Origin of the sequence: Pseudoalteromonas sp. Scap06, from assembly GCF_013394165.1 — a bacterium.
GTDB lineage: Bacteria > Pseudomonadota > Gammaproteobacteria > Enterobacterales > Alteromonadaceae > Pseudoalteromonas.
The window spans coordinates 2,971,179-2,995,745 of record NZ_CP041330.1 but is presented as its reverse complement, the minus strand read 5'-3'; the positions used below and the strand labels follow the sequence as shown (position 1 = coordinate 2,995,745).

The 24,567-nt window shown below is 40.6% G+C and carries 22 protein-coding genes; 11 read left to right on the top strand and 11 right to left on the bottom strand.

Annotation, left to right across the window (positions count from 1 at the left end; translation table 11 throughout):
- From FLM47_RS13825 to FLM47_RS13790, 8 genes are all read right to left on the bottom strand, one after another.
- Entirely contained in the window at window positions 1-1,563 is a 1,563-nt protein-coding gene (locus FLM47_RS13825) for a S41 family peptidase (RefSeq protein ID WP_178956669.1), read from the bottom strand.
- A gap of 48 nt (window positions 1,564-1,611) precedes the next feature.
- Window positions 1,612-2,451, bottom strand: coding sequence for an amidohydrolase (locus tag FLM47_RS13820; RefSeq protein ID WP_178956668.1), 840 nt, complete (start codon window positions 2,449-2,451; stop codon window positions 1,612-1,614).
- Window positions 2,448-3,176, bottom strand: coding sequence for an SDR family NAD(P)-dependent oxidoreductase (locus tag FLM47_RS13815; RefSeq protein ID WP_178956667.1), 729 nt, complete (start codon window positions 3,174-3,176; stop codon window positions 2,448-2,450). The genes FLM47_RS13820 and FLM47_RS13815 overlap by 4 nt, the downstream gene beginning before the upstream one ends.
- 21 nt (window positions 3,177-3,197) lie before the next feature.
- Window positions 3,198-3,686 (bottom strand): peptidylprolyl isomerase, encoded by a 489-nt coding sequence (locus FLM47_RS13810; protein ID WP_138604950.1) that lies wholly within the window; start codon window positions 3,684-3,686, stop codon window positions 3,198-3,200.
- Window positions 3,687-3,752: 66 nt separating this feature from the next.
- A complete protein-coding gene (locus tag FLM47_RS13805; RefSeq protein ID WP_178956666.1) occupies window positions 3,753-5,201 on the bottom strand; it encodes a transglycosylase SLT domain-containing protein in 1,449 nt (482 codons plus the stop codon).
- Window positions 5,202-5,257: 56 nt separating this feature from the next.
- Window positions 5,258-6,277, bottom strand: a complete 1,020-nt coding sequence (locus FLM47_RS13800) for an MBL fold metallo-hydrolase (RefSeq protein WP_178956665.1) — start codon at window positions 6,275-6,277, stop codon at window positions 5,258-5,260.
- Window positions 6,278-6,332: 55 nt separating this feature from the next.
- Window positions 6,333-6,638 carry a cell division protein ZapA gene (locus FLM47_RS13795; protein ID WP_010391716.1) on the bottom strand — a complete coding sequence of 102 codons (306 nt, stop codon included), beginning with the start codon at window positions 6,636-6,638 and terminating at the stop codon, window positions 6,333-6,335.
- On the bottom strand, window positions 6,638-6,868 hold the full coding sequence (locus FLM47_RS13790; protein ID WP_008113449.1) for a hypothetical protein: 231 nt from the start codon (window positions 6,866-6,868) through the stop codon (window positions 6,638-6,640). The genes FLM47_RS13795 and FLM47_RS13790 overlap by 1 nt, the downstream gene beginning before the upstream one ends.
- A gap of 238 nt (window positions 6,869-7,106) precedes the next feature.
- Here FLM47_RS13790 and FLM47_RS13785 point away from each other — a divergent pair, with 238 nt between their 5' ends.
- Complete coding sequence (locus FLM47_RS13785; RefSeq protein WP_178956664.1) at window positions 7,107-7,946, top strand: 23S rRNA (adenine(2030)-N(6))-methyltransferase RlmJ; 840 nt, start codon at window positions 7,107-7,109, stop codon at window positions 7,944-7,946.
- A 68-nt stretch (window positions 7,947-8,014) separates the two neighbouring features.
- Here the strand turns inward: FLM47_RS13785 and FLM47_RS13780 are convergent, their stop codons facing one another.
- Window positions 8,015-8,821, bottom strand: coding sequence for an META domain-containing protein (locus tag FLM47_RS13780; protein WP_178956663.1), 807 nt, complete (start codon window positions 8,819-8,821; stop codon window positions 8,015-8,017).
- A 126-nt stretch (window positions 8,822-8,947) separates the two neighbouring features.
- Window positions 8,948-9,514, bottom strand: coding sequence for an alkylphosphonate utilization protein (locus FLM47_RS13775; protein ID WP_178956662.1), 567 nt, complete (start codon window positions 9,512-9,514; stop codon window positions 8,948-8,950).
- 265 nt (window positions 9,515-9,779) lie between these two features.
- Between FLM47_RS13775 and FLM47_RS13770 the strand changes: the two genes are divergently transcribed.
- The 7 genes from FLM47_RS13770 to FLM47_RS13740 all read left to right on the top strand — a co-directional run bounded on the left by FLM47_RS13770 (window position 9,780) and on the right by FLM47_RS13740 (window position 18,802).
- Window positions 9,780-11,054: an EAL and HDOD domain-containing protein gene (locus FLM47_RS13770; RefSeq protein ID WP_178956661.1), complete on the top strand. Its 1,275-nt coding sequence runs from the start codon at window positions 9,780-9,782 to the stop codon at window positions 11,052-11,054.
- Between the two features lie 53 nt (window positions 11,055-11,107).
- Window positions 11,108-11,716 carry a paraquat-inducible protein A gene (locus tag FLM47_RS13765; RefSeq protein ID WP_010391723.1) on the top strand — a complete coding sequence of 203 codons (609 nt, stop codon included), beginning with the start codon at window positions 11,108-11,110 and terminating at the stop codon, window positions 11,714-11,716.
- A 63-nt stretch (window positions 11,717-11,779) separates the two neighbouring features.
- Window positions 11,780-12,154, top strand: a complete 375-nt coding sequence (locus FLM47_RS13760) for a hypothetical protein (protein ID WP_178956660.1) — start codon at window positions 11,780-11,782, stop codon at window positions 12,152-12,154.
- 108 nt (window positions 12,155-12,262) lie between these two features.
- Window positions 12,263-13,588, top strand: a complete 1,326-nt coding sequence (locus tag FLM47_RS13755; RefSeq protein ID WP_178956659.1) for a TolC family protein — start codon at window positions 12,263-12,265, stop codon at window positions 13,586-13,588.
- Complete coding sequence (locus FLM47_RS13750) at window positions 13,578-15,077, top strand: efflux RND transporter periplasmic adaptor subunit (RefSeq protein ID WP_178956658.1); 1,500 nt, start codon at window positions 13,578-13,580, stop codon at window positions 15,075-15,077. Before FLM47_RS13755 ends, FLM47_RS13750 begins: the two co-directional genes overlap by 11 nt.
- Window positions 15,078-15,085: 8 nt before the next feature.
- Window positions 15,086-18,202, top strand: a complete 3,117-nt coding sequence (locus tag FLM47_RS13745; protein ID WP_178956657.1) for an efflux RND transporter permease subunit — start codon at window positions 15,086-15,088, stop codon at window positions 18,200-18,202.
- A gap of 144 nt (window positions 18,203-18,346) precedes the next feature.
- A complete protein-coding gene (locus FLM47_RS13740; RefSeq protein WP_178956656.1) occupies window positions 18,347-18,802 on the top strand; it encodes a hypothetical protein in 456 nt (151 codons plus the stop codon).
- 70 nt (window positions 18,803-18,872) lie between these two features.
- On the opposite strand, the gene FLM47_RS13735 is transcribed toward FLM47_RS13740, so the two are convergent.
- A complete protein-coding gene (locus FLM47_RS13735) occupies window positions 18,873-19,379 on the bottom strand; it encodes a glycine cleavage system protein R (protein ID WP_178956655.1) in 507 nt (168 codons plus the stop codon).
- Window positions 19,380-19,800: 421 nt separating this feature from the next.
- On the opposite strand from FLM47_RS13735, the gene FLM47_RS13730 reads away from it, so the two are divergent.
- From FLM47_RS13730 to pstB, 3 genes are read left to right on the top strand one after another with little or no spacing between them, the layout of a single operon-like run.
- Entirely contained in the window at window positions 19,801-22,035 is a 2,235-nt protein-coding gene (locus FLM47_RS13730) for an ABC transporter permease subunit (RefSeq protein ID WP_178956654.1), read from the top strand.
- Window positions 22,036-22,050: 15 nt separating this feature from the next.
- Complete coding sequence (pstA, locus tag FLM47_RS13725) at window positions 22,051-23,700, top strand: phosphate ABC transporter permease PstA (RefSeq protein WP_178956653.1); 1,650 nt, start codon at window positions 22,051-22,053, stop codon at window positions 23,698-23,700.
- 19 nt (window positions 23,701-23,719) lie between these two features.
- Window positions 23,720-24,547, top strand: a complete 828-nt coding sequence (gene pstB / locus FLM47_RS13720; RefSeq protein WP_008114812.1) for a phosphate ABC transporter ATP-binding protein PstB — start codon at window positions 23,720-23,722, stop codon at window positions 24,545-24,547.
- The last annotated feature ends 20 nt before the right edge of the window (window positions 24,548-24,567 follow it).

Genomic DNA, 24,567 nt, shown 5'->3' with positions numbered 1-24,567 from the left:
TTATCTCATGTTATCACTAAGAATAATATTTTGTTCTAGCATGGTTTGAACTCGCATATCTTTTACTTCTGGCATATCGGTGGCGATAGTGGGCGCAAAACCAAGAACACTATTTATTGAGCTTGGGGCAGGGCAACTGCCGTTTTCTCTATAGCTCAGCGCTGTACTTAATAAGCTTTCACTAGCATCACCTAAGCGCTTAGTAAAATCATCGGCAACAGCACACCCAGCAATGCGAACCGGTTGTCGTACGTCATCAATGGTATTTTGCGGTGCAAAGCCATCTGAATATTCACCAAAACCTTTGTTATTTTCGCCAGTAAATTGAATAGTAAAATAAGTGGTGTCGCAGTTGTCGGTAGGGTAAAAACCATACGGTTTACCACAGGTGCCTGCGCCTATCTGAATAATTTCAACATCTGCTCCGCGCAGCCCGTTAATGATAGCCTCACTAGCCGAGCAGGTACTGCTGGTGGTAAGTACAAATACCCGTTCTAAGTTTAAGGTGGGTAACGGCGTGCCCGCTACAATTGCAGGATTATTTTCAAAGCCGACAAAACGATTTGTAAAAGGCATCGGCGTCAGTGCTTGGCCTGTGACGGGGTTGGTATTAGGGTATTTATCATTAAATATGGTCCGTTCAAATATTTTACCTTGCGTGTTACTGCCCCCCACCATGTAGCCTACTTGGCTAGCCATTTGTAATAACCCACCCCCGTTATAGCGCACGTCAATGACTAAATCTTTAATGCTACTGGCAGCGAGTTGGTTAAAGGCGTTGTAAAGCTGTGTTTCGGCTATGGCGTTGTGGCTATTAAATTGAAAATAACCAACATCACCAGCGACTAAATCGGTACGAACATTCATTACTGGTTGCGATTCGATGTTTTGAGACGTGAGTGTCACTGTGCGGTTTTCATTAGTGCTGATATCCCTAAATACAAATTCGGTAACTTTACCGGTTTGCTCGGGGAATAAACCTGCATTAATAATACCTACCTCGCTCGATGAGGTGGTGTTAATAAAATCAACGCCATCAACTTCTAAAAGCTCAAAACCACGAATAATATTTTGATTACTAGCTGGGGTATTTGGTTCGGTGTAGCTAACAACTGCTTGGCGTGGCGCGCTACCTGCAATTATTTTTATATTAAAGCCATAACCAAAGCTTAGGCCGGATTGATTTTGTCTTTGCCACTCATCGGTCGGCAAACTAAAGTGAAAGTTATCTTTTTTCGCACCTGAATCAGTCAGTTGCTCCGTTTTTAAAGTATTAAAGTAATCAATAACCCCTGACGTTAATGCAGGGTTGGTATCAATAATTTCGTCATACCATAGGTAGGTTTCGTTACTCCAAGAGCGTAGCCAGTTTTTTTCACTAATTGCTTGGCATTGACCTTTAAATTGCCCTGAACTGGCAAATACACCTGGAGTCCAGCCGCTATTATTAGTTGTTGGGTTGGTCGCATTGTCGCTACCTCCACCGCCACAACCTGTTAATACAGCGGCTAGCGAGCAAGAGAGTAATGTGTATTTAAGAGAAGATGGATTAAAAATGGCCATACGCATGCTCGTTTTTTAAACTGTTGAGCTAAATATAGCGGTTTTCATTTAGAGTTGATAGAGGCTTGCAGCATTTTTGTAACTCAAATATTGCCATGTAAGACCGTCGCTACACAGGCTGCGATAATGTTGCCATAACTCGTTGTAGTTAATATTAATTTGGCACAGGGGGAAGTTGCTAGCAAAGATCACTCTTTGCATACCAAAATGCTTTAAAATATGTTTAAAACATTGGTTTTGCTGCTCGCTATTAAGCATTAGTAATTCAAAACCTGAAAACTTAATCGCAACATTAGGCTGTTTTGCAAGTAGTTCAATTGCAGTTGACCAGTTAGCAAGGTTGTGTGCAAGCCCTGCGTGATTAATGATTATTTGTAAGTCACTAACTTGGTTGGCATAAGAAATGAGCCGCTCGGTGATGTTGAGGTTTTCTACTTCAAATTGGGCTTCAAAATGCAGCTTTAAATGGCTCAAGTGCCGCAGGTTATCGAGACAATGAGGGCTCAATAAGCGCTCGGCATCATGACCTTCAGTGATATCTCTAATGCCTACAAGAGAGTGATGTTCTAGCTGCTGAAGTGCTAGTTTAAATGCGTTATTTGGCTGGTTAATTGTTGCAAAGCTAATTGCTTTATAAGGTATAGTTTTAATATGTCTGGCTAACCAGTTTAATTCTTTAACAGGCTGGTTATTATTAAAGCCTGCCTCTATGTGCACTAAACCTGCGAGTTCAAAGTTAGTACTTTTGATCAGTTCAGCAGCGCTGATGGGCTGCTTTATTTTATCTAAGTTAGACCAAGCTGGTGGGTTCGCACCTTGTAGCCAAGTGTATTGACCCTCCAGCAAATTAAAAAAGTGCAGATGCGGGTCAATAATTTTAGTGCTCATTGTGCTGTGTAGCCGCCATCAATACGTTGTAAGCTACCAGTAATAAAGCTGGCATCTGCACTTAATAAAAAGCTTACCAGTGCAGCAACTTCATCGGCTTGACCTAAACGGTTGAGTGGTTGTAATGCGGCTTCTTCTGCAACAATATCGGCTTTGTTAGCACCACTTCTTTTACAATATGCATCAATTGCATTATGAAATAACGGCGTTTCTATAGTGCCAGGGCACACTGCATTAGCGCGAATATTAAAACTTGCGTAATCTAAGGCGGTGGTTTTAGCCATCGAAGCCAATGCATGTTTAGTCAGGTTATAAGCAAATGAGTTTTGTTTGCCAATAATGGCTTGGTCTGAGGCAATTAACACAATAGCGCCATCTTGTTGTACTTTCATAGCTGGTAATACGCTTTGTATAGCCGCGTACGCACCTTTAACATTCAGTGCCATTAACGCATCGAATGTCGCTTCATCGGTTTGCTCAATTGTGGCACTTAGGTGCTTGCCAGCATTTGAAACAAGTACATCAATGCGTTGTGTTTTTTCAATAATAGCTTGTATGCACTGGCGTACGGCGGTTACATTACTAACATCACATTGATGAAAAACACCACTCTCACTGGGCTCAATATCTAAGTTATGAACCTGATAGCCGTTAGTTAATAATCGCTGTACCACAGCAAAGCCAATGCCTTTAGAGCCACCGGTTACTATTGCAACTTTTGACATACATGTTCCTTTAATTAGCAATTAATGTGCGTGGCCGCAACCACCTTCAGCATGAACATGGCCATGAGAGATTTCTTCGCTTGTTGCTTCACGAACGGATACAATCTCAACATCAAAGGTCAGTGTTTTACCAGCAAATGGGTGGTTTAAATCACAATCAGCATTAAAGCGGCCTACTTTTACGATAGTCACTTGATGGCGACCCTGATTTGATTGCACCATTGCAGTCATACCTGGCTTCCACACTTTTACATCGCCTTGTAAATGCTTAAGCGGAATGCGCTGAATTAAATCATCAACACGCTCGCCGTATGATTCACTTGGAGATAACGTTACGCTAAATTTATCACCAGCAGTTTTACCTTCAAGTGCGGTTTCTAAACCGGGTAGCATGCCTTCGCTGCCGTGAATGTAACTTAATGGCGCGTCGTTAAGGCTACTTTCTATTTGCTCACCGGCTTCGCTAAGGGTGTAATGAAATTCAACGGCCGAATTTTTACTGATTTGCATGCATGTCTCTTTAAGATTTAAATAAATTAAAAAGCAATTTTACGCGAAATACTGCGCTTTAGAAACTTAACGGGGATGATTTAATGTATTTTGTAAGTCGAGTAACAGATCTTTTTTAGCCGGTGTGGTTTTAGGTGTCGCAGCTTGGGGTATAAATAAAACTAACTGAGTCCCAGGCTTTAATACGCTAGATGCTGATAACTTATTCCAACGTGCTAAATCGCTATGAGCAACGCCATACAACTGACTTATATTCCACAGGTTATCACCGGGCTTAACGTGGTAATCTACCTCGATGGTTGGAATGACGGTCTCTTTTTGTTCCAAGTAAGGGCTTATTTTATAGTTAATAGTGAGTGATTCAGGTAACGTTTGAGGCTCTCCTAAAATAAGTTTTTCGCCAACACCAATAAAGTTATTTTGCTTATTATTGAGCTGTTTTAGTGTCTTTAAAGGCAAGCCAAAATGCCTAGCAATACCGTATAGTGTGTCATTTTTTTTGACTATGTATTCGCCTGCAAAATTGGCTTTAAAAAAACGGTTTTTTAGTAAAGCTTGTTGCTCAATAGGAAGCAACAAAGTATGCGGGCCATGGGGGGAACTTTGGTTTTTTAAATAACCTCGATTGAGGGCATGTAGTTGCTTTACACCCATGCCAGAGAGCTTGGCCATAATTGAAAAGTCGAACTGTTTTGCCACATTTAACGAGGTGGTCAGTGCTTTGTAAGGAAGCTTTGGCCGTTTAAACTTTGCTTTAGGGTGCTTTACTAAATAGCTTAGTGCTAACAGTTTTGGTACATAGTCAGCGGTTTCTTTTGGTAGGGTTAATGCCCAAAAATCAGTTGATTTACCTCTTTTTTTATTGCGCTTTATAGCGCGTTTAACTCGGCCTTCACCGGTGTTATAGGCCGCAAGTGCATGCAACCAATTACCATCAAAACGTTTATGTAAATAGCTTAAGTAATCTAGTGCTGCATCGGTTGAGGCCAACACATCTTGGCGTCCGTCGTACCATTGATCTGATTTAACCCCGAAATGATGTGCAGTTGCTGCAACCAGTTGCCACACACCCACAGCATGTTCACTTGAGCGGGCGGTAGGCCTAAAGCCACTTTCTACAAATGGCAGTAATGCCAGTTCCATGGGGAGTTGCTTTTGCTCTACTTTTTTTACTATATGGTATAAAAAAGGCTCTGCACGGCGAGACACTATTCTTAAATAATTCGGTTGTTTTAAATACCAGTTAATGCGTTTTTTTAACGCTTGATTTTGCTCAACCGGTAAATGTAAGTTATCAGCAATATGTGCCCATAAGTCAGTCGGTTGAGTCGCTTTAAGGGCTTTGGGTATTGTTTTTTTATTAATAACTTTGTTGGTGTTTGTAGAGGTCGGCATGATTGATTGTACGGCTTTTTGCTCTACAGGTGCAGAAACTGCAGGCGCAATGATCTCTGGCTGTGTGGTTTTACAGCTACATAGCAATACAATGGCAAAGCATAAGATCAAGTGACGCATTTTGTTCCTTTTTAAAAAATATATTTCCATATTTTAACACAATCCATTGTGTTCAGTTATTGACTGTTTTTAGCGCGAAGTAATCCCGATTGCAAAAATAAGTGAGTTGATTTTATATCAAGTGAGTCTTGTTGGTAAGGTTTTAGTACTTCACTTGGGAATTTTTTTTGTAATTGCTCAATACTGGCTTCAGGGTTGTTTTTAACCTGCTCCGTAATTGCTTCTAAAAACGTGAGTGACTGTTTTAATTTAACTTTATCGACTAAATTGCCATGGCCAGGAACAAAAAGTGACAGCGAATTATTATTTATATATTTTTTTAATAAACTTTGCCATTGTTTAAGCTCGCCATGCCCAGGGTAGGGAAGCCAGTCAATGATATCTCCACCTATTAAGGTTTTACCCTTGTCAGCAAGTAATGTTAAATCGCCATTAGTATGTGCCTGATGCGGGTTGATAGTTAATACATAATTTCCTAAATCTAATGTTTTAGGCTCACTAATACTCATTTTTGGTGGTGTTAGTTGATAATTCTGCCAGCGAAATAAGCGTGTTTTAGCACGAGTGAGCTTTTCTCGCCATTGAGCTTGCTCAGCATCGGGTAAGGTGGCTAATCGCTGATAGCTCAGCTCAATGCTTTTTTCGAACCCCTCTAGCTTATCTGTTAATGCTTGCTGATAACGCGAAAAGTCGTTAGCGACTTGTTGGTGAGAAATCAGTTTTGCGTCTGGGAAGTAATGCTGCATAACCGCCATGCCCAGTAAGTGATCGTCATGAAAATGAGTGGCAACTAAGTAACATAAAGGCGTCTTTAGCTGTTGTTTTAGTTTGGTAACCAGTTGTTCTACTGCTGCAAAGTTACCACTGGCATCTACCAGTAAGGCACACTCACTGCCCTGAATTAACACTTGGTTAGAGTCGTAAAAACGTAATCTATCTGGCTGCTTGATAAATTGAATATTAGCCGATAACGATTGCCACTCAACTGCTGCATTGCTTTTTGCATGTATAAATAGGCAGATTAAAAGCAGTAAGCACTTACCTATTTTTTGAGCTTTAGTTAAAAGTGGTTGCATCTTTTTCTCTAGCTATATTTTGACGGTAAAAACAATAAAAGCGCAAAATGCGCTTTTATTTAGTGTGTTCAGAGTTTGAGCTTAAGTATTGACTCAACTTATCAATCAATTGATCTTGATGCTCAAGCTCAACTGATTTTTGAGTTTTTGCTTCAAGCAATTCGTGGCTTAAATTCAAAGCAGCCATAAGTAATGCTTTTTGATCGTTTCTGACTGTTGAACGTTGTTTCATTTGTTCAACTAAATCATTCAGATTTTTGGCGGCCGCTTTTAGTGCCTCTTCTTGCCCAGCCGGACAAGCAAATTGCTGCTCTTTACCAAGCAATTCAACAGTGACTCGCTGGTTTTGCAGCTCAGACATTAGCTTGCCTGTTGTGCGCTTTGTAATTTATCTAATAATGATGACAAGGTGGTGCTTGCATCTTTTTGTTTTTCTTCATTTTCAAGGGCCTCTAACTGTAATAACTCATTTTCATCAAGCAGTTTACTGTTTTGCTCTTTAAGCTCTGTAATATCAGTTTGCAACTGATTATTACGGGTAATTAGTTGGTCGATCAGTTGTTCGAGTTGTTGAAGAGTATTGTTGTTCATAAATGCGCTCATATAACTGTAATTAATGTCATGCAAATGTAAAGCAAAGTGTGTTTATTTGCCAGCATTTACGCTGGTTTTAGGTGATTTTTATTCTATGTTAAGGGATAATTCATGCTATTGGCTTTTTCATTCAGAAATGGTTCACGTAAACACCCGCTTTTGCTGTGACGATTGCCAAAGCAGTGTGCTTTATGGTTCACTAATTTTATTAAACAGCGTATGGCGAAAATAAATAATGCTTAGTTACAGACACTCCTTTCATGCGGGTAACCCTGCCGATGTACTTAAACATTTAGTGTTAGCGCAAGTGCTGGGTTATCAAACAATAAAAGATAAGCCGCTTGACTATATCGATACGCATTCGGGTGCTGGTTTTTTTGAGCTGTCAGCACCAGACGCGCAAAAAACCCAAGAGTACCAAGATGGCATAGAAAAACTTTGGCAACATACCAGTCAGCACGGTGCCTTAAATGACTACATTGAGTTAATAAAATCGTTTAATGAAAGTTCGTCTCTGGCGTTTTACCCAGGTTCACCAAAAATCGCCGAACACTTTTTGCGCCGCCAAGATAAGGGCTGGTTTTTTGAGTTGCATCCGCGAGATTTGGTATTACTTGAAGAAAACATGCAAGGTAAGCGCTCTATTCGAGTACGCGGCGAAAATGGGTTTGCGGGCTTAATTGGTTTATTACCGCCAGCTTCGCGCAGAGCCTGTGTGTTAATAGACCCACCTTATGAAATAAAAGACGATTACAATACGGTCGTACAAACCATTGTCAAAGCCCACCAACGCTTTGCGACGGGTACATATATGATCTGGTATCCGGTTGTAGACAGAGAACGTATTGATAATATGGAGCAGGGTTTAATTGACGCGGGAATTAAAAATATTCAATTATTTGAATTAGGTACTGAAGCAGATACCGAAGTACATGGTATGACCGCCTCTGGAATGATAGTGATAAATCCACCATGGAAACTGAAACAAACTATGGATGATGTGTTACCTGAACTAGTAAGCTTGTTGAGTAAGCCAAGTGGTTTTTACCGTAGCGAGCAGTTAGTCGCCGAATAAAAATAAATAAGCCCAGTTTAACTGGGCTTATTTATTTGCTTAGATGTGGGGTATTGTTACGTTCTTAATCAAAAGTAAACAGCGTTAAAGGTAGCAAGTTGGCTGCCTGCCTCATTTTGTAATACTAATTTTTCACCATTAATTTGCCATTGCGTTGCTGCCTGAAGCACAGCCGCCATCGCGCTTTCTTGTTCCATATTGTCATGACACATTTTTTGCGTGGTAGCTAACTGCGTAAAAGTCACTGCTTGCTTCGATACTTCATAACCGCCATTAAAGTTATTACATCCTAAAAAGCCGTATACAGTTTTGTCACTATTAAACTGAATAAATGGCTCTTTGGTATTTACTACAACAGGGTTGCCGTCGATTGAAACTGCTTTGAAGTAGGTGTTTACTAAGTCAACGTCTGGCTTTGGCGCTACTTTTGAAACAATAATCTCTAAAGGCTCTGATGAGGCCGTATTATCAAAAGGCGGGTTACTCGTTGTGCTGGTGTATAGCAAGTTTCCTTGATTATTAATGGTTGCACGCACGCTATAGCGGTGAGTTGGGTCAATCTTTTCAAGGTTATACTCAAGCTCTACTTTATAAGGCGGTGCGCCTACTAAATCAATTACCTGCTCAGAGATAACCGTTGCTGCCACATCCATTTTTGACACATCAACCAAGGTAACGGTTAGCTGTGAATTAGGCGCAATTAGGCTGCGATCTAAGTAACTAACTTGCACAGGTAAGGTGGTCATTGTTTGCGCCACAGCACTATTTTGCTGCGCTGCGTCATCGTTACATGCGCTCAGCATAAGTGTGCCACTTGCTAGAAAACACAAGCCTGCAATCGACTTTAACATTGAATTAGGCTTAGATGAGAACATAAGAGTTCCTTGATGGAGTATGGTATAAGGTCGCTAGCATACGGTTGAATTGCTTAATCATTGCTTAACTAGCAAATAAAGAAAGTCGAGATATAAAAAAAGGCGCTAGGCGCCTTGATTTATTACTTATTTTTTTACGTATTTAGTTAAAATTACAATACGCTGTCCATCAACACGTCCTTCAATATGTTCAGGGTTGCTGGTTAAGCCAATATTGCGCACGGCTGTACCGCGCTTTGCTGTTAAGCTGCTACCTTTCACATCTAAATCTTTTATTAACGTGACGGTGTCGCCAGCTTGTAGTACTACACCATTGCTATCAATGTGTTTAATATCATCATCTTCAGCAAGCGCTTGCTGCGCCCATGTTAATGTGTCTTCTTCAAGGTAAATCATATCTAGCGCGTCTTGTGCCCAGCCGTTATCAGCTGCTAACTGAGTCAGCATGCGATAAGCAACAACTTGTACCGCAGGTGTTTGACTCCACATACTGTCATTTAAGCAATGCCAATGGGTCGGGGTTAAATCGCTATTGCCTTCAATTTGATCTTTACATGTTTGACAGATGTAGATGCATTTATCTGAATGAGCTTCGGTAACAGGAGGAACTTCGTATACAGTTAGGTCGTCTGTTGCTGCGCAGAGTTCACATTGGTTACTGCTACGTTCTATTAAGGCTTGTTCAATGCTCATATAAGGGACTCTTTCTTGTGAGTTTATAAAAAATTAATAATCGCATTATACCTTATAACCATAACCTTTGGGTATGCTTAGAGCAGTTGTAAACTCAAAAACCCTATAAAAAATGAGGATACTAATAATTCTGCTCTAGGGTTATAAATTTAGTCTTATTTGTTTGTTTTTAATCTAATTAAAATTGCAGCAAGTCTTTAAAGTTTCACTATACTGGTTAAATAATAAAAAATAATGATGACATCACTGTTAAGTAGGAAGGTTAATGCCAAATAATCTAGAGGTAAAAAATTCATCTATTTTGGTTACTCAATATATTGCTAGGCAACCAATTTTTGACGGTGATAAAAGTATTTTTGCTTATGAATTGCTCTATCGAGATTCAGTTAATAATGCTTTTCCTGTAGGAACAACTGACGGGCAAGCCACTGGGCGACTTTTTTTTAATGCGTTAATGCTGGTTGGCATAGAAAAGCTAACGCTCAATCAAACTGCGTTTATTAATTTATCGAGCGAGGGGCTTTTAGAGGATTTGCCTAAATTATTACAGCCTGATAATACTGTAATTGAAATTGTTGAGCGTACTGAAAATATAGAGCTTGTTGTTGAGAGAGTGATAGAGTTAAAAAAAGCAGGATATGTATTTGCGTTAGATGACTACGACTCACATGAAAAATGGCAACCATTACTCAGTTTGGTTGATTATATTAAGCTTGAAGTTGAAGAGCCTGTAATAAAAACCAGCATGTTGCTGAAAAAGCTCAAACGCAATTTTCCTAATATTAAAATAGTGGTTGAGCGAATTGAAACCTATGATGAATTTAGGCAGCTTAAAGAGGCTGGATGCGATTATTTTCAAGGGTTCTTTTTTGCACATCCAGAAATGTTAAGTTACAACAGTATCGAACCTCTAAAAATGGCTGTTTTAGACTTACTGCGTTGCACATCCCGCACAGATTTAGACTTTAATGAAATTAATCAACGCATTTCTAAAGATGTCGGTTTGACTGCACGCGTCCTAAAACTAGTGAATGCTCGCTCTGCTAATAAAAATTTAGTGATAACGTCTATTCCTCAGGCGGTTGTGTATTTAGGGGAAGATTCTATTAGAAAGTTTGTACGAGTATTGGCGCTAAGCGAGCTTGGCTCAGACAAGCCCAGTGAACTTACTCGTTTAGGCTTATGTCGAGCGCAGTTCATGCAAATAATTTTAGAACCAGGCGGAAAAGTCATTGCAGAACAAGGTTATTTAGTCGGCTTAATGTCGGTGCTTGATGCTATTTTAGATATGGAGCTGGAAGCTATTGCTAAAGAGTTTAGTTTAGGGGCTGAGTTATCCGGTGCACTATTAAGTTTTGAAGGCATGATGGGTAATTCTTTACATTTAATAAAAGCGGTAGAGGAAGATAATTGGCAATTGGCTAAAAAGTTGTTAGAAACTATTCGCCCAGCCTCGAATATTGAGACCGTATTTAGCGCCATGTTGGATGCACGCCAGTATGCGGATGAACTATTGGCCACTATTATTGAGCAAGACTAACGTATAACGTTTGGGTATGATTGGCACATATTGATTTTACTTAGTATTACACCATGCGTTTATTTTTACCTATTACCACTATTTTAATTGCCTTAGCTTTATTAATTCCCGGGGTGACTCAGCCCGTACTGAGTATGGAAGGTAAAATTGATAAGTCTAAACTTGCTGAGGCGGGCATCGAAATGTTGGCAGATGAAGGGAATCAAAACACCCGTAATATGCTAATGATGATCTCGAGTATGTTGGGGTTAGATAAACTTGAAGGCGAGATCAGCGCTTATCAAAAAACGCGCAGTATTTGGGGCACCGTTAACGAACTGGCCGATAACAAAAACTACTTAGTGGCGATACTAGTGGCGTTTTTTTCAATGGTAATCCCAACAATTAAGCTGCTGCTTCAATTGTTGTATTGTGTGCTGAAGGAGACTTCGTTTAAGCACAATCTTGGTAAGGTGATTATCGGTTTAAGTAAATGGAGTATGGTGGATGTGTTTGTTATTGCATTAATAGTGGCTTACATGGCTGGTAATGCAAACGCGAACTCAGAAGATTTACTTAATATGCATGCTGAGTTTGGTACTGGCTTTTGGTATTTTACCGGCTATTGCTTGTTCGCCATTGCGGCCAGTAGCTTCATAAAACCAGTAGTAAAAACCAGTTAATTATTGAGTTTTAAACACAGTTCCCATAAACTTTAAACGTCTATTTATTTTTAGGTTAATTCATTGCAACGTATTTACTGTATTTTACTCACGCTAACTTTGTTACTCACCTTTGTGGGTCAAGCCGTTGCGTCTGTATCTATGGTATGTGATATGCCGCATACGAACATGGCAACCCATGCATCGATGCAGCATAGTGAGATGGCTATGAGTGACGACGCTGATACAACAACCCTGTCTATGGATTGCTGTAGTGAGCAAAGCACGTTAACCCAAGATTGCAGTTGCCCGATGAGTGCTTGTAGTTCGCATTCAGCCTTGCATGTAAACTCACTATTTATAGCCTCCAAATTACCCTCTGAAAAAGTGCAACATGCTGTAATACAGCATCAAGTTAACTTTGCACGTTCTCTTTACCGTCCTCCTATGCCTGCATAATCGCAGGGTAGGTGTATTTAAAATCTAGTTATTTAGCTTTTTGTCATCTATCTGCTTATAAATTTAATCGTTTTCATTCGTTATTTTTAAATTTAAGTGGAGCAAGTGATGAATCACTTCGCAGTATTAAAATCCTTGTGTATAAGTAGCTTGTTGAGTATTAGTGTCTCTGTACACAGTGCTGAACTAGGTTTAAATGAGGCAATAAACTATGCCTTAAACCATGAGCCTTGGCTTAAAGCCAGTAAGCAAAAACAATCATCAATTGAAGCAAAAAGTATTGCCGCAGGAACCTTACCTGATCCAGTGCTTACATTAGGGTTAATGAACCTACCAACTAATGGTTTTGCTTTTGATCAAGAAAATATGACCCAATTTAAAGTGGGAATTAGCCAATCACTGAGTCGAGGCGATAGCCTAGCACTTCAACAAAAGGCTCTTTCTCAGTCAGCTGCAGCAGAGCCTTGGCTGCGCAAAGATAGACTCGCGCAAGTAAAAACCATAGTTACTGAGTCATGGTTTAATGCTTATAGAGCGCAGCGAAGCATTGCACTAATTGAGCAAGATAAAGCCTTGTTTACTCAGCTCATTGATATTACAGAATCAAGCTATGTAAGCTCGGTGGGTAAAACACGCCAACAAGATATTATTCGAGCGCAATTAGAGTTAACCCTCCTTGAAGATAAATTAATGCAACTGGAGCAACAGCTACAAGGAGCTAAAAAGCGGCTAACACAATGGTTGCCTATCGATATGCTTAGCCAGCCTGTCAGTGATGACTTTTCAGAGCTTACAGCATTAAAAAACTACACCGAGTTAGAGTATCAACAACTGATGGCCATGCTATTAAAGCACCCTGCAATTATGGCAATGGATAATGCAATAGTGGCAAAGCAAACTCAAATAAGTGTGGCTGAGCAAGGCTATAAACCTCAAATTGGCGTTAATATGGGGTACGGTTACCGCGATGATATGCCAATGGGCGGCTCGCGAGCAGACCTTTTCTCTGTGGGTATAAGCATTGATTTGCCGCTGTTTACCGATAACCGCCAAGATCAACTTGTAAATGCTGCCATTGCTGATAGCGAAGAGGCTAAAACACAAAAATTAATTGCCCTTAAAAAGCTACAAGGAATGTATTTTAAGGAAGTTAGCCAGTTAGCAAGGCTTCATCAGCGCGCCGAGCTTTATCAAACCAAGCTGCTACCGCAAATGGCCGAGCAGGCCCAAGCGACCCTGAATGCCTATACCCGCGATGATGGTAACTTCTCAGATGTAATGCAAGCGCGTATTAGTCAATTAAATGCCAAGATAGACGCACTAAATATTCATGTTGATCAAAAGATTATTATTGCAAGGTTAAATTATTATGCCAGTGCTGATGATATCAGCTTAAAAAACACACCACTGCAGGAGTCGACCTATGAATACTAATTTAAAATTATCACTGGTGGCTATATGCAGTGCGGCATTAACTGCGGGGGTTTTATTAAGCTTACCTAGTGAGCACTCTATGCCAACTGACAGTAAAGCCAGTAGCAAAAAAGAGCCGCTTTATTGGGTGGCTCCTATGGATAGTAATTATCGCCGTGACGAACCTGGTTTATCGCCCATGGGCATGGATTTAGTGCCTGTTTACGAAGAGCCAGACAGTGGCGCAAATGAAGGGCCTGGCAGTATTAAAATTTCACCCACTGTGATTAATAATCTAGGTGTGCGCACAGCGCCTGTTGCGTTTGCAGCACTTGAAAATGAAGTTAACACCGTAGGTTATGTGCAATACAACCAAGACCAGCTAATTCATATTCATCCGCGCGTAGAGGGATGGGTCGAAACCTTATACGTTAAAGCCGCGGGCGATCAGGTTAAACAAGATGAGCCACTTTATACCTTATATTCACCACAGCTAGTGAATGCACAAGAAGAGTTTGTGTTAGCGTTAAAGCGCAATAATCCGGTGTTAATTCGTGCCGCTAAAGCCCGTTTAAAATCACTCAATGTGTCTGATGGCTTTATTTCACGTCTGCAAAAAGGTCAGCAAGTACTGCAAAACATAACGTTTTATGCCCGCCAAGGTGGTGTTGTTGATGAGCTTAATATTCGTGAAGGATTTTATGTTAAACCTGATACCTCAATGATGAGTATTGCTCAGCTTGATGAAGTATGGGTTGAGGCTGAGGTATTTGAGCGCCAAGCAGAACTTATTCGTGTTGGTTTGCCTGTAACCATGACACTCGATTATTTAAGTGGCCAACGCTGGCAAGGGCAAGTGGATTATATTTACCCTACCTTAGATGCTAAAAATCGTACTTTAAGAGTACGTTTGCGCTTTGATAACCAAGGCCATCAGTTAAAGCCTAATATGTTTGCTCAAGTCAGTATTCATAGTCAAGTAGCTGAAAAACAGTTAATCGTACCTAAAGAAGCTGTTATTCGCACTGGTAGCCAAAACCGTGTTGTAGTTGCACTTGGGGAAGGTCGTTTTAAATCGGTCGAGGTAACTTTAGGGCGAAGTGATGCGGCTAATACCGAAATTTTATCAGGTGTTATGGCAGGCGATGAAGTGGTTACTTCAGCACAGTTTTTAATTGATTCAGAGTCGAGTAAAAACTCTGACTTTAAACGTATGCAAGCAGTTTCGCATAACAGTATGCAAATGAGTGATGCCAACCCAAATACGGCAACTGTGAATGGAGTAATTAATAGTATTGATGCTAATAATCGTATTGTGAATATCAGCCGTGAGGCAATTGAAAAGTGGGGCCGAGGACCTGCAACAATGGACTTTATACTAGCAAAAAATGTAATGACTGAGATGCTCAAGCCTAACGATGAAGTTACTTTTACCTTTAGCATTGAGCAAGGTGAATTTGTGATTCATACAATAACGCCTGTGCATGCTACGCACAGTCAGCATCACTAGGAGTGGTTATGATTACTGCAATTATTCGCTGGTCTGTTGTTAACCGTTTTTTTGTTTTGTTACTAACCGCAATACTGATTGGTGGTGGCTTGTATGCTGTAAAAAATACGCCTGTAGATGCCTTACCCGATTTATCAGATGTACAGGTTATTGTTAAAACCTCTTATCCTGGGCAAGCGCCGCAAGTAGTGCAAGATCAGGTTACATTTCCTATAACCACGGCAATGCTATCGGTACCTGGGGCGCAAACAGTACGCGGTTTTTCTTTCTTTGGCGACTCCTACGTGTACGTTATTTTTGACGAAGACACTGATTTATACTGGGCACGAAGTCGTGTTCAGGAATATCTAAGTCAAGTATCTGCCCGTTTGCCTAGTACGGCAATTGCAGAGCTTGGCCCCGATGCCACCGGCGTTGGCTGGGTGTATTTATATGCACTCACTGATACCACCGGTAAGCATGGCATCAGCCAATTACGCAGTTTACAAGATTGGTTTTTAAAATTTGAACTGCAAACTGTACCTGGTGTGTCCGAAGTGGCATCGGTAGGCGGCATGGTTAAACAATACCAAGTAAACGTTCAGCCCGATAAGCTTCGTGCTTATGGTATTCCGCTAAGCCTTATTCAAACTGCCATTAAGCAAGGTAATCAAGAAATGGGTGCATCGGTAGTTGAGATGGCAGAAGCTGAATACATGGTCACCAGTACTGGCTACGTAAAAAGTGTTGCTGATTTAGAAGCCATTCCTTTAGGTATAAACGCTAACGGTACTGCGCTACAGTTACGTGATGTTGCTAATGTGCGTTTAGGTCCGCAAATGCGCCGCGGTGTTGCCGAGCTTAATGGCGAAGGCGAGGTGGCAGGTGGCGTAGTGGTTATGCGCTTTGGTGAAAACGCGCAAAAAACCATAGAGCTCGTTAAAGCTAAATTAGAGTCACTTAAAAAAGGGCTACCAGAGGGGGTTGAAATTGTACCTGTGTACGACCGCTCTCATTTAATAAAAGACGCAGTTGATAACCTCACCTCTAAATTAATGGAAGAGCTTATTGTAGTGGCTTTAGTGTGTGTGGTGTTTTTATTTCATGTACGCTCATCTTTGGTGGCTATTATTACCTTACCGTTAGGCATACTCACCGCTTTTATTATTATGTACTGGCAGGGAATTAACGCCAATATCATGTCATTAGGCGGGATTGCTATTGCGATTGGTGCTATGACTGATGGTGCGATTGTGATGATTGAAAACATGCACAAGCATATGGAGAAAAAACCGCTAACAGATGAAAACCGTTGGCAAGTGGTGATTGACTCTGCCAGTGAAGTTGGGCCTGCGTTATTTTTTAGCTTATTAATCATTACCGTGAGCTTTATGCCGGTATTTATTTTAGAAGCTCAGGAAGGGCGAATGTTTGCGCCATTAGCGTACACAAAAACCTATGCAATGGCAGCTTCTGCTGGATTAGCAATTACCTTAGTACCCGTGCTGATGGGTTATTTCATTCGGGGTAAGGTGATCTCTGAAAATAAAAATCCAGTTAACCGTTTACTGGTAAATAGTTATAAGCCGCTGTTAAATCTAGTATTAAAATTTCCGAAAAGTACCTTGCTGATTGCGCTAGTTATTACTTTAATGGGCTTTTATCCGATAAATAAAATAGGCAGTGAATTTATTCCACCTCTTGATGAGGGGGATCTAATGTATATGCCGACTACTTATCCAGGAATTTCAATAGGTAAGGCGCGCGAGCTATTGCAGCAAACCGATAAATTGATTGCCACTGTGCCCGAGGTGAAAACCGTATTTGGTAAAATTGGACGAGCGGAAACGGCAACCGATCCGGCACCGCTGACCATGATTGAAACCTTTATACAGTTTAAGCCTAAGGATCAGTGGCGCGAAGGCATGACCACTGAAAAGCTCAAACAAGAGCTGGATGCTTTAGTTAAGTTTCCTGGGCTGACGAACGCTTGGGTAATGCCAATTAAAACACGGATAGATATGCTGGCTACAGGGATTAAAACCCCTGTGGGTATAAAAGTCGCGGGCCCTAATTTGAATGAAATTCAAAAAATAGGTCAACAAATAGAGGTATTACTTAAAGATCTTCCCGGTACGGCGTCTGTTTACTCAGAGCGTGTAGCGGGTGGGCGTTATATTAAGGTAGATATTAACCGTGAAAAAGCAGCGCGCTACAGTTTAAATATTGCTGATGTGCAACAAGTAGTCGCAACCGCAATTGGTGGCATGAACGTGACTGAAACGGTTGAGGGTCAAGAGCGCTACCCTGTAAATCTTCGTTATCCGCAAGCGTACCGTGACTCCCCTGAAGAACTGATGCTTTTACCTATTGTTACTCCAACGGGTCAACGTATCGCACTTGCTGATGTGGCGGATGTATTTATTAGTGATGGCCCGCCTGGGATAAAAAGTGAAAATGCCCGTTTAAATGGTTGGAGCTTTATTGATATTAAAGATACAGATATTGGTAGCTATGTAGCAAATGCTCAGCAGTTACTAAACGAGCAGCTAATTTTACCTGCTGGATACTCTATAACTTGGGCTGGGCAATACGAATATATGGAGCGTGCCAAAGCCAAACTGAGTTATGTGTTGCCGCTGACCTTAGCCATTATTGTAGTATTGCTTTACCTTAACTTTAGAAGTTTCACCGAGGTATTTATTATTATGGCGACTTTACCACTGGCGATGATAGGAGGTATCTGGCTAATGTACTTAGAAGGCTTTAATTTCTCTGTTGCTGTAGGAGTCGGCTTTATTGCCCTTGCTGGGGTGGCCGTAGAAATAGGCGTTATAATGTTGGTTTATTTAAACCAAGCCTATAAAGCGCAGGTAGAGGCTGCTTCTAAAATGGGTAAAAGCTTGAGTACAGAGCAGCTTAAACAGGTGATACTAGAAGGTGCGGGTCTACGAGTACGTCCGGTAATGATGACAGTGGCAACCATAGTTATTGGCTTATTACCGGTGCTTTATGGTACAGGCACGGGCAGTGAAGTAATGAGTCGAATAGCCGCTCCTATGGTCGGCGGTATGTTTAGCGCCATTGTTTTAACATTGCTGGTATTGCCTGCTGTGTATTTATTGTGGCGAAAGCGCAACCTATAATATTTACACTGATTATGTAACTTGTACTGAAAATATCAGTACAAGTTAGGCAATCTTTTCTTTATCTACTGATTTTATTGCATTTCTTATTGGCATGATTCACGCATCTATTTAATCAATAGTTTTAAAAAGTAAGGAACGCACATGCAAGTTAAAACAATTCAAGAAGTGTTCGATTGGACCGTTCAGTTTCATACACAAATGGCGGCTAATTTTTTTAGCGTAAGGGATTTACTTGGAGAGCATAACAAACAGTTAATTGATTATTGTGTTGAGTATGAAAAAAAACTTGCTGAGGATTTAATCGGGTTTAAAGCAATCACTGAAATAAATACTTTAGATACATACTGTTATGAATATTTTTCAGAGCACTCAGAAATCATTAGCTTTACTGATTTAGATCGCAGTAATGAGCTAGATGAAATAGCGATTCAAGAGTATTTATCTCAGCAGCATCAAAAAGTATTAAATGCATATAGTTATTTGGCAGATAAAGCGCAGTCACCAGAGGCTCAAGAAAAGCTAGAGGAGATCTTACAGCTCGAAGAGCAAGGTCTGAAGCAGATGATGCAAAGTATTAACCGTCATGTAGATATGTAGCACTGGGTGTTATGCATAAAAAAGGCGCTATAATTAGCGCCTTTTTCGTGTTCATACTAGTAGGGCTGATTTAGCTTTGCTCTACATCCACTACTAAGTCACTTGTAATTGACTCAAGTGCATTAATAACTTCTTCTTTATTTAATCCGTTAGGTAGGCTCACGGTGGCAACGGCACTAAATATTGGCACTCCCCAATTTGGCGCACTTTGCTGCCTAGAGTTTAAGTTTGTAATATTCGCGCCTTTATGGCGAATAACACTTGCTAGCTCTTGCACTATACCAGGGCGATCGTTACCAGTGATCACAAAATTAAGCTGCTCAAGCTCTACTGGCTCAATTTCAATGTTGCCCTTTTCAATGCGAACATCTAACTTAGGAAGCCCATTGAGCGCATTTTGAAATGTCTGTAAATGTTCTTCAGCCACTTCAACCTGTATAATGCCTGCAAAGTGACCGAGTAAGTGACTCAAGTTACTACTTAACCAATTGCCGTGGTTTTCTAATATAACCGATGAAATACTTTCTACTAAACCGGGGCGATCTTCCCCTAAAATAGTTATTACCAACTGCTTCATAATAGTTCTCTTTTTAAGCCCAAATGAAAAAATAAATGCATAGGCATTAAGTGATGCGATCTAATGTATTTGATTCTAAATGTATGTAAAAGCTAACCACAAAAGGATTGTTACATCTTAGGAGGTTACTTTATTATTGTTATATTAGATGCCCATTGAGTATTGTCTTGGATAAATAGTTTGTCCAATTAATAATTGATTTAGTTCATTAATAACGCAAAAATAAATATAACCACTAAAATAAATAATTCTTTAGTATTATTTGAAGTTGTAATTTTGCCTACAACCTGCTCAAAAAGCTGTAAATTTAATCTGCAAAGATGAACAGACTCTCTATAAGTAAAGAATTATTACGACTGTAACATTACTGTCACTTTGATGAAATATAATGCGCCCAACGTTAAGATATAAGGGTGTTTTGATGACTTCAAATCCGAATAAACCGACTTTTAATACGGATCGAAGCCGTCTATTTAAAGACCGGTTTGCTAAGTTTGGTATAACCGCAGGCGGTATAATGGTATTAATAGCGCTGCTATTGATCTTCTTTTACCTTCTTTATGTAGTGCAGCCCATTTTCGAGTCAGCCAAAGTTGAAAAGCGCGCTAGCTTTAATGTTGCTAATGCTGAGCAAATAGTAGGGCTTGGTGTCGAGGAGCAAACTGAGGTTGCATATTTACTTGATGATCAAGGTCAAGTTAACTTCTACAGTGTTGATAAAGCACAGTTTGGTAAAAAACTAAAAACACTTAATGCCACTTTATCCGCGCGGGTAAGCAGTTTTGCAAACAGTGCTCCTTTTCAAGGGCATTATGCGTATGGTTTAGAAAATGGCACCGTAACTATTGTCGCGCCTAAGTTTTTAGTCACCTTCCCTAATAATGAGCGTAAGCTAACTCCGCGTTTAGGTTATCCACTAGGAGAAATGGCACTCGAAGTTGATGAGCAAGGTACAGCTATTAAGCGTTTTGCCTTTAGCCATTATGAAGACAAAACAGCCGTTGTGGCACTTACTGCCGATAAACGTGTGGTATTTAGTAGCTTTGTAGCCGAAGAAAATATGTTTACCGGTGAAGTTGAATGGCAAGTGGAACGCACCGAGCTTAACGTTGATGGTCGCGTAGATGAGCTATTAATGTCGCCAGATACCACCCGCACATTTGTTCGTTCTGCCAATCAAATTTACGTATTCGATACCCGCTACCCAAGTGAAGTTGAGCAAATTCAATTATTATCTGCCAATGAAGAAAACGCGAATATAGTGTCATCGCAACTATTGGCTGGTGCAAACTCACTGATGTTGGCCAATGATAACGGTGAAATATCCCAGTGGTTTGAAATCAATACAGACTCAGGGCGTGAATTTCAAAAAATCCGTTCGTTTGAAACTACCAAACAAAGCAAGCTGAATATTTTTACTGAATTTTATCGTCGTACCTTTTTTACAACGGGTCAAAATGGTGAATTAGGGCTTTATTACACCACCAGTGAAGCAAAGTTATGGCAAGGTAAAGTCAGTGATGGTGAAATTGAACAGTTTGCTATTGCTCCGCGTTCAAATGCGGCGCTAATTTTAGCTGATAACAAGCTGACGGTTTTAGAAATTCATAACGAGCATCCAGAAGTAACGTGGTCAGCGCTTTGGCAAGAAGTATGGTACGAAGGCTACCCAGAGCCGGGTTATATTTGGCAATCTACTTCTGCCAGTGATGATTTTGAATCGAAGTTTTCACTAGTGCCAATTTCATTTGGTACTTTAAAAGCTGCTATGTACGCAATGTTATTTGCTGTACCTATTGCTATTTCAGCCGCTATTTATACTGCTTATTTTATGTCGAGCGAATTGCGCCGTGTGGTAAAGCCAACGGTTGAAATAATGGAAGCTCTGCCTACGGTAATACTCGGCTTTTTAGCTGGCTTGTGGTTAGCGCCTTTAATTGAAGAGCACTTGCCGGCTATTGTTGGTTTGCTGGTGTTACTGCCATTGGGTATTTTAGCAACCGCTTTAGGCTGGAATAAATTACCTGCGGTTATTCGCCATAAAATCCCTGAAGGCTCACATTCAATTTTATTAATACCAGTGGTGTTATTTATTGGTTGGTTGTCGTTTGCGATGAGCGAAAGTATTGAGTTATGGATGTTTGATGGCAATGTGCGTCAATACCTAACTAATGAATTAGGCATGACCTTCGATCAGCGTAATTCATTAGTAGTGGGTATCGCGATGGGCTTTGCGGTTATTCCCACTATTTTCTCAATTGCCGAAGATGCGGTATTTAGTGTGCCTAAACATTTATCAAATGGCTCGTTAGCATTAGGTGCTACGCAGTGGCAAACCCTAATTCGTGTGGTGTTATTAACCGCCAGCCCAGGTATTTTTTCTGCAGTAATGATGGGATTAGGCCGTGCCGTAGGCGAAACTATGATTGTACTTATGGCTACCGGTAATACCCCAATTATGGATTGGAGTATTTTCCAAGGCATGCGTACCTTAGCCGCTAATATCGCCGTCGAAATGCCTGAGTCGGAAGTAGGGAGTTCGCATTACCGAATTCTATTCTTAGCCGCCTTTGTATTATTCATATTCACCTTTATTTTCAACACAGTTGCTGAGTTTGTTCGTCAGCAGCTGCGTGAAAAATACAGCTCAATGTAAGTGGAGAAACACGACATGGTAAAGCAGTGGTTTAGGTCTGGTTCTCCTTGGATTTGGATGACCGGTGGTGCTGTCAGCATCAGTTTAATTTCAGTAATTGGTTTACTCGCCATGATTGCATGGAAGGGACTAAGCTTTTTTTGGCCATCTCAAGTTATGCAGTATGAGCTTGAAGGTTCAATTGCTAAGCAAACCGTTATTGGTGAAATTTATGACCGTGAATTAGTACCTAAGTCGCGCTTAGCGGCAACGGGTATTGATGTTTCTAAATTTGAAAAAGACGAGGTTGAGCGTTTACTGATTAAAACAGGTAACCGTGAGTATGTTGATTTAGATTTTCGCTGGATACTCGAAACCGATATTAAACAAAGTTCAGCGCCCAAAGCGCTCGCGGTGTTTGAGCGTAGTAAAAACGGTAACTTTTATGGGTATGTAGAGAGCGTCATTAAAGATGGCGAAACGGTAACAGCTGATAAAGTTGAAACCTTACATGACCTTGTAGAGCGTGCGGTTGACTTAAACGACGAAGCGCTTGATTTGCAAAATGGCGACATAGGGCATATTAACTATGAGCTAGAGCGTTTACGTTTACAGGAAAAAGCCTATTTGCTTGATAATGAGCTAACCGACGAGCGTGTTGCTGAACTTGCTCAAGCGCGTGCTGATTTACGTACGAAATATGGCGAATTAGAAAAAGAGCTATTTGCACTGCGTAAACAAGCTAAACGTGACCAAGTAATCGTAAAAGATATGCGTGGTGAGGTTGTTACAATCCCGCTATATCAAGTGTTGGACGTATGGTTTCCAAACGACATGGGCTTTTTTGCTAAACTAGGTCATTACTTTGTGCAGTTAGGTAAGTTTGTTTCAGATGACCCACGTGAAGCCAATACCGAAGGTGGCGTATTTCCTGCTATTTTTGGTACGGTATTTATGGTGATGTTAATGGCTGTGATTGTAACGCCATTTGGCGTGGTTGCTGCTATTTACTTACATGAGTATGCGGCTAAAAACGCAATTACTAAAATGATCCGTATTGCGGTTATTAACTTGGCGGGTGTTCCGTCTATTGTATACGGCGTATTTGGCTTAGGTTTCTTTGTTTATATGGTTGGTGGTAGTGTTGACCAATTATTTTATCCTGAGTCATCGCCTACCCCTGTATTTGGTACTCCTGGCGTGATGTGGTCGGCACTTACCTTGGCTATATTAACGTTGCCTGTGGTAATAGTGTCAACCGAAGAAGGTTTATCTCGTATTCCTAGTACAGTACGCGATGGTTCATTAGCACTGGGTGCGACTAAGGTAGAAACGCTATGGCGAATCATTATTCCTATGGCCAGCCCTGCAATTATGACGGGATTAATTTTAGCGGTTGCTCGTGCTGCGGGTGAAGTTGCACCGCTTATGCTGGTGGGTGTGGTAAAAATGGCGCCAACGTTACCGCTTGATGGTAACTTCCCATATATACATTTAGACAGAAAGTTCATGCACTTAGGTTTTCATATTTACGATGTTGGCTTTCAAAGTCCGAACGTTGAAGCGGCGCGTCCGCTGGTATATGCAACGGCCTTTTTGTTAGTGTCGGTTATTATTACCCTTAACATCACAGCCATTGGTATACGTAACCATTTACGTGAAAAATTCAGATCGCTTGAGCATTAATTTAGTATAGGTAACAAACATGATTACAGTCGCTCCAAAAGTAAACCAAGCAAAGCCAAGCTTGAAGTTAGATTTAAATAATTTAACAGACGAACAAAAAGCGCTAGAAATTAAAGATCTCGACCTTTACTACGGTGATAAACAAGCACTGAGTAAAGTAAATATGAATATTCCTAAAGGCCAAGTAACAGCATTTATCGGCCCGTCAGGTTGTGGTAAATCAACCTTATTACGTTGTATTAACCGCATGAACGACTTGGTTGATATTTGTCGTATTGAAGGCGAAATCATGCTGCATGGACAGAATATTTACGATAAAAGCGTTGATGTTGCAGCCCTTCGTCGTAATGTCGGCATGGTGTTTCAGCGTCCAAACCCATTTCCAAAATCAATTTATGAGAATGTGGTTTACGGCCTTCGCCTGCAAGGCATTAAAGAAAAGCGTAAGCTAGATGAAGTGGTAGAGCAATCGCTACGTGGTGCGGCTCTTTGGGATGAAGTAAAAGACCGACTGCACGATAGCGCATTTGGTTTATCGGGTGGTCAGCAGCAACGTTTAGTTATAGCCCGCTCTATTGCGATAGAGCCTGAGGTATTACTACTTGATGAACCAACATCAGCACTCGACCCGATTTCAACCTTAGTAATCGAAGAGCTAATTAATGATTTAAAGAATAAGTTTACCGTGGTTATTGTTACTCACAACATGCAACAAGCGGCTCGTGTTTCTGATCAAACAGCGTTTATGTATATGGGTGAGCTGATTGAGTATTCAGATACTAATACTTTATTTACGACGCCTACGAAGAAAAAAACAGAAGATTATATTACTGGTCGTTACGGCTAGTCGGGTTAAAACGCGAAAGC

Coding starts and splice junctions, on each gene's coding strand:
- FLM47_RS13825 (WP_178956669.1), bottom strand. CDS start 1,563: ATGGCCATTTTTAATCCATCTTCTCTTAAATACACATTACTCTCTTGC.
- FLM47_RS13820 (WP_178956668.1), bottom strand. CDS start 2,451: ATGAGCACTAAAATTATTGACCCGCATCTGCACTTTTTTAATTTGCTG.
- FLM47_RS13815 (WP_178956667.1), bottom strand. CDS start 3,176: ATGTCAAAAGTTGCAATAGTAACCGGTGGCTCTAAAGGCATTGGCTTT.
- FLM47_RS13810 (WP_138604950.1), bottom strand. CDS start 3,686: ATGCAAATCAGTAAAAATTCGGCCGTTGAATTTCATTACACCCTTAGC.
- FLM47_RS13805 (WP_178956666.1), bottom strand. CDS start 5,201: ATGCGTCACTTGATCTTATGCTTTGCCATTGTATTGCTATGTAGCTGT.
- FLM47_RS13800 (WP_178956665.1), bottom strand. CDS start 6,277: ATGCAACCACTTTTAACTAAAGCTCAAAAAATAGGTAAGTGCTTACTG.
- FLM47_RS13795 (WP_010391716.1), bottom strand. CDS start 6,638: ATGTCTGAGCTGCAAAACCAGCGAGTCACTGTTGAATTGCTTGGTAAA.
- FLM47_RS13790 (WP_008113449.1), bottom strand. CDS start 6,868: ATGAACAACAATACTCTTCAACAACTCGAACAACTGATCGACCAACTA.
- FLM47_RS13785 (WP_178956664.1), top strand. CDS start 7,107: ATGCTTAGTTACAGACACTCCTTTCATGCGGGTAACCCTGCCGATGTA.
- FLM47_RS13780 (WP_178956663.1), bottom strand. CDS start 8,821: ATGTTCTCATCTAAGCCTAATTCAATGTTAAAGTCGATTGCAGGCTTG.
- FLM47_RS13775 (WP_178956662.1), bottom strand. CDS start 9,514: ATGAGCATTGAACAAGCCTTAATAGAACGTAGCAGTAACCAATGTGAA.
- FLM47_RS13770 (WP_178956661.1), top strand. CDS start 9,780: ATGCCAAATAATCTAGAGGTAAAAAATTCATCTATTTTGGTTACTCAA.
- FLM47_RS13765 (WP_010391723.1), top strand. CDS start 11,108: ATGCGTTTATTTTTACCTATTACCACTATTTTAATTGCCTTAGCTTTA.
- FLM47_RS13755 (WP_178956659.1), top strand. CDS start 12,263: ATGAATCACTTCGCAGTATTAAAATCCTTGTGTATAAGTAGCTTGTTG.
- FLM47_RS13750 (WP_178956658.1), top strand. CDS start 13,578: ATGAATACTAATTTAAAATTATCACTGGTGGCTATATGCAGTGCGGCA.
- FLM47_RS13745 (WP_178956657.1), top strand. CDS start 15,086: ATGATTACTGCAATTATTCGCTGGTCTGTTGTTAACCGTTTTTTTGTT.
- FLM47_RS13740 (WP_178956656.1), top strand. CDS start 18,347: ATGCAAGTTAAAACAATTCAAGAAGTGTTCGATTGGACCGTTCAGTTT.
- FLM47_RS13735 (WP_178956655.1), bottom strand. CDS start 19,379: ATGAAGCAGTTGGTAATAACTATTTTAGGGGAAGATCGCCCCGGTTTA.
- FLM47_RS13730 (WP_178956654.1), top strand. CDS start 19,801: ATGACTTCAAATCCGAATAAACCGACTTTTAATACGGATCGAAGCCGT.
- pstA (WP_178956653.1), top strand. CDS start 22,051: ATGGTAAAGCAGTGGTTTAGGTCTGGTTCTCCTTGGATTTGGATGACC.
- pstB (WP_008114812.1), top strand. CDS start 23,720: ATGATTACAGTCGCTCCAAAAGTAAACCAAGCAAAGCCAAGCTTGAAG.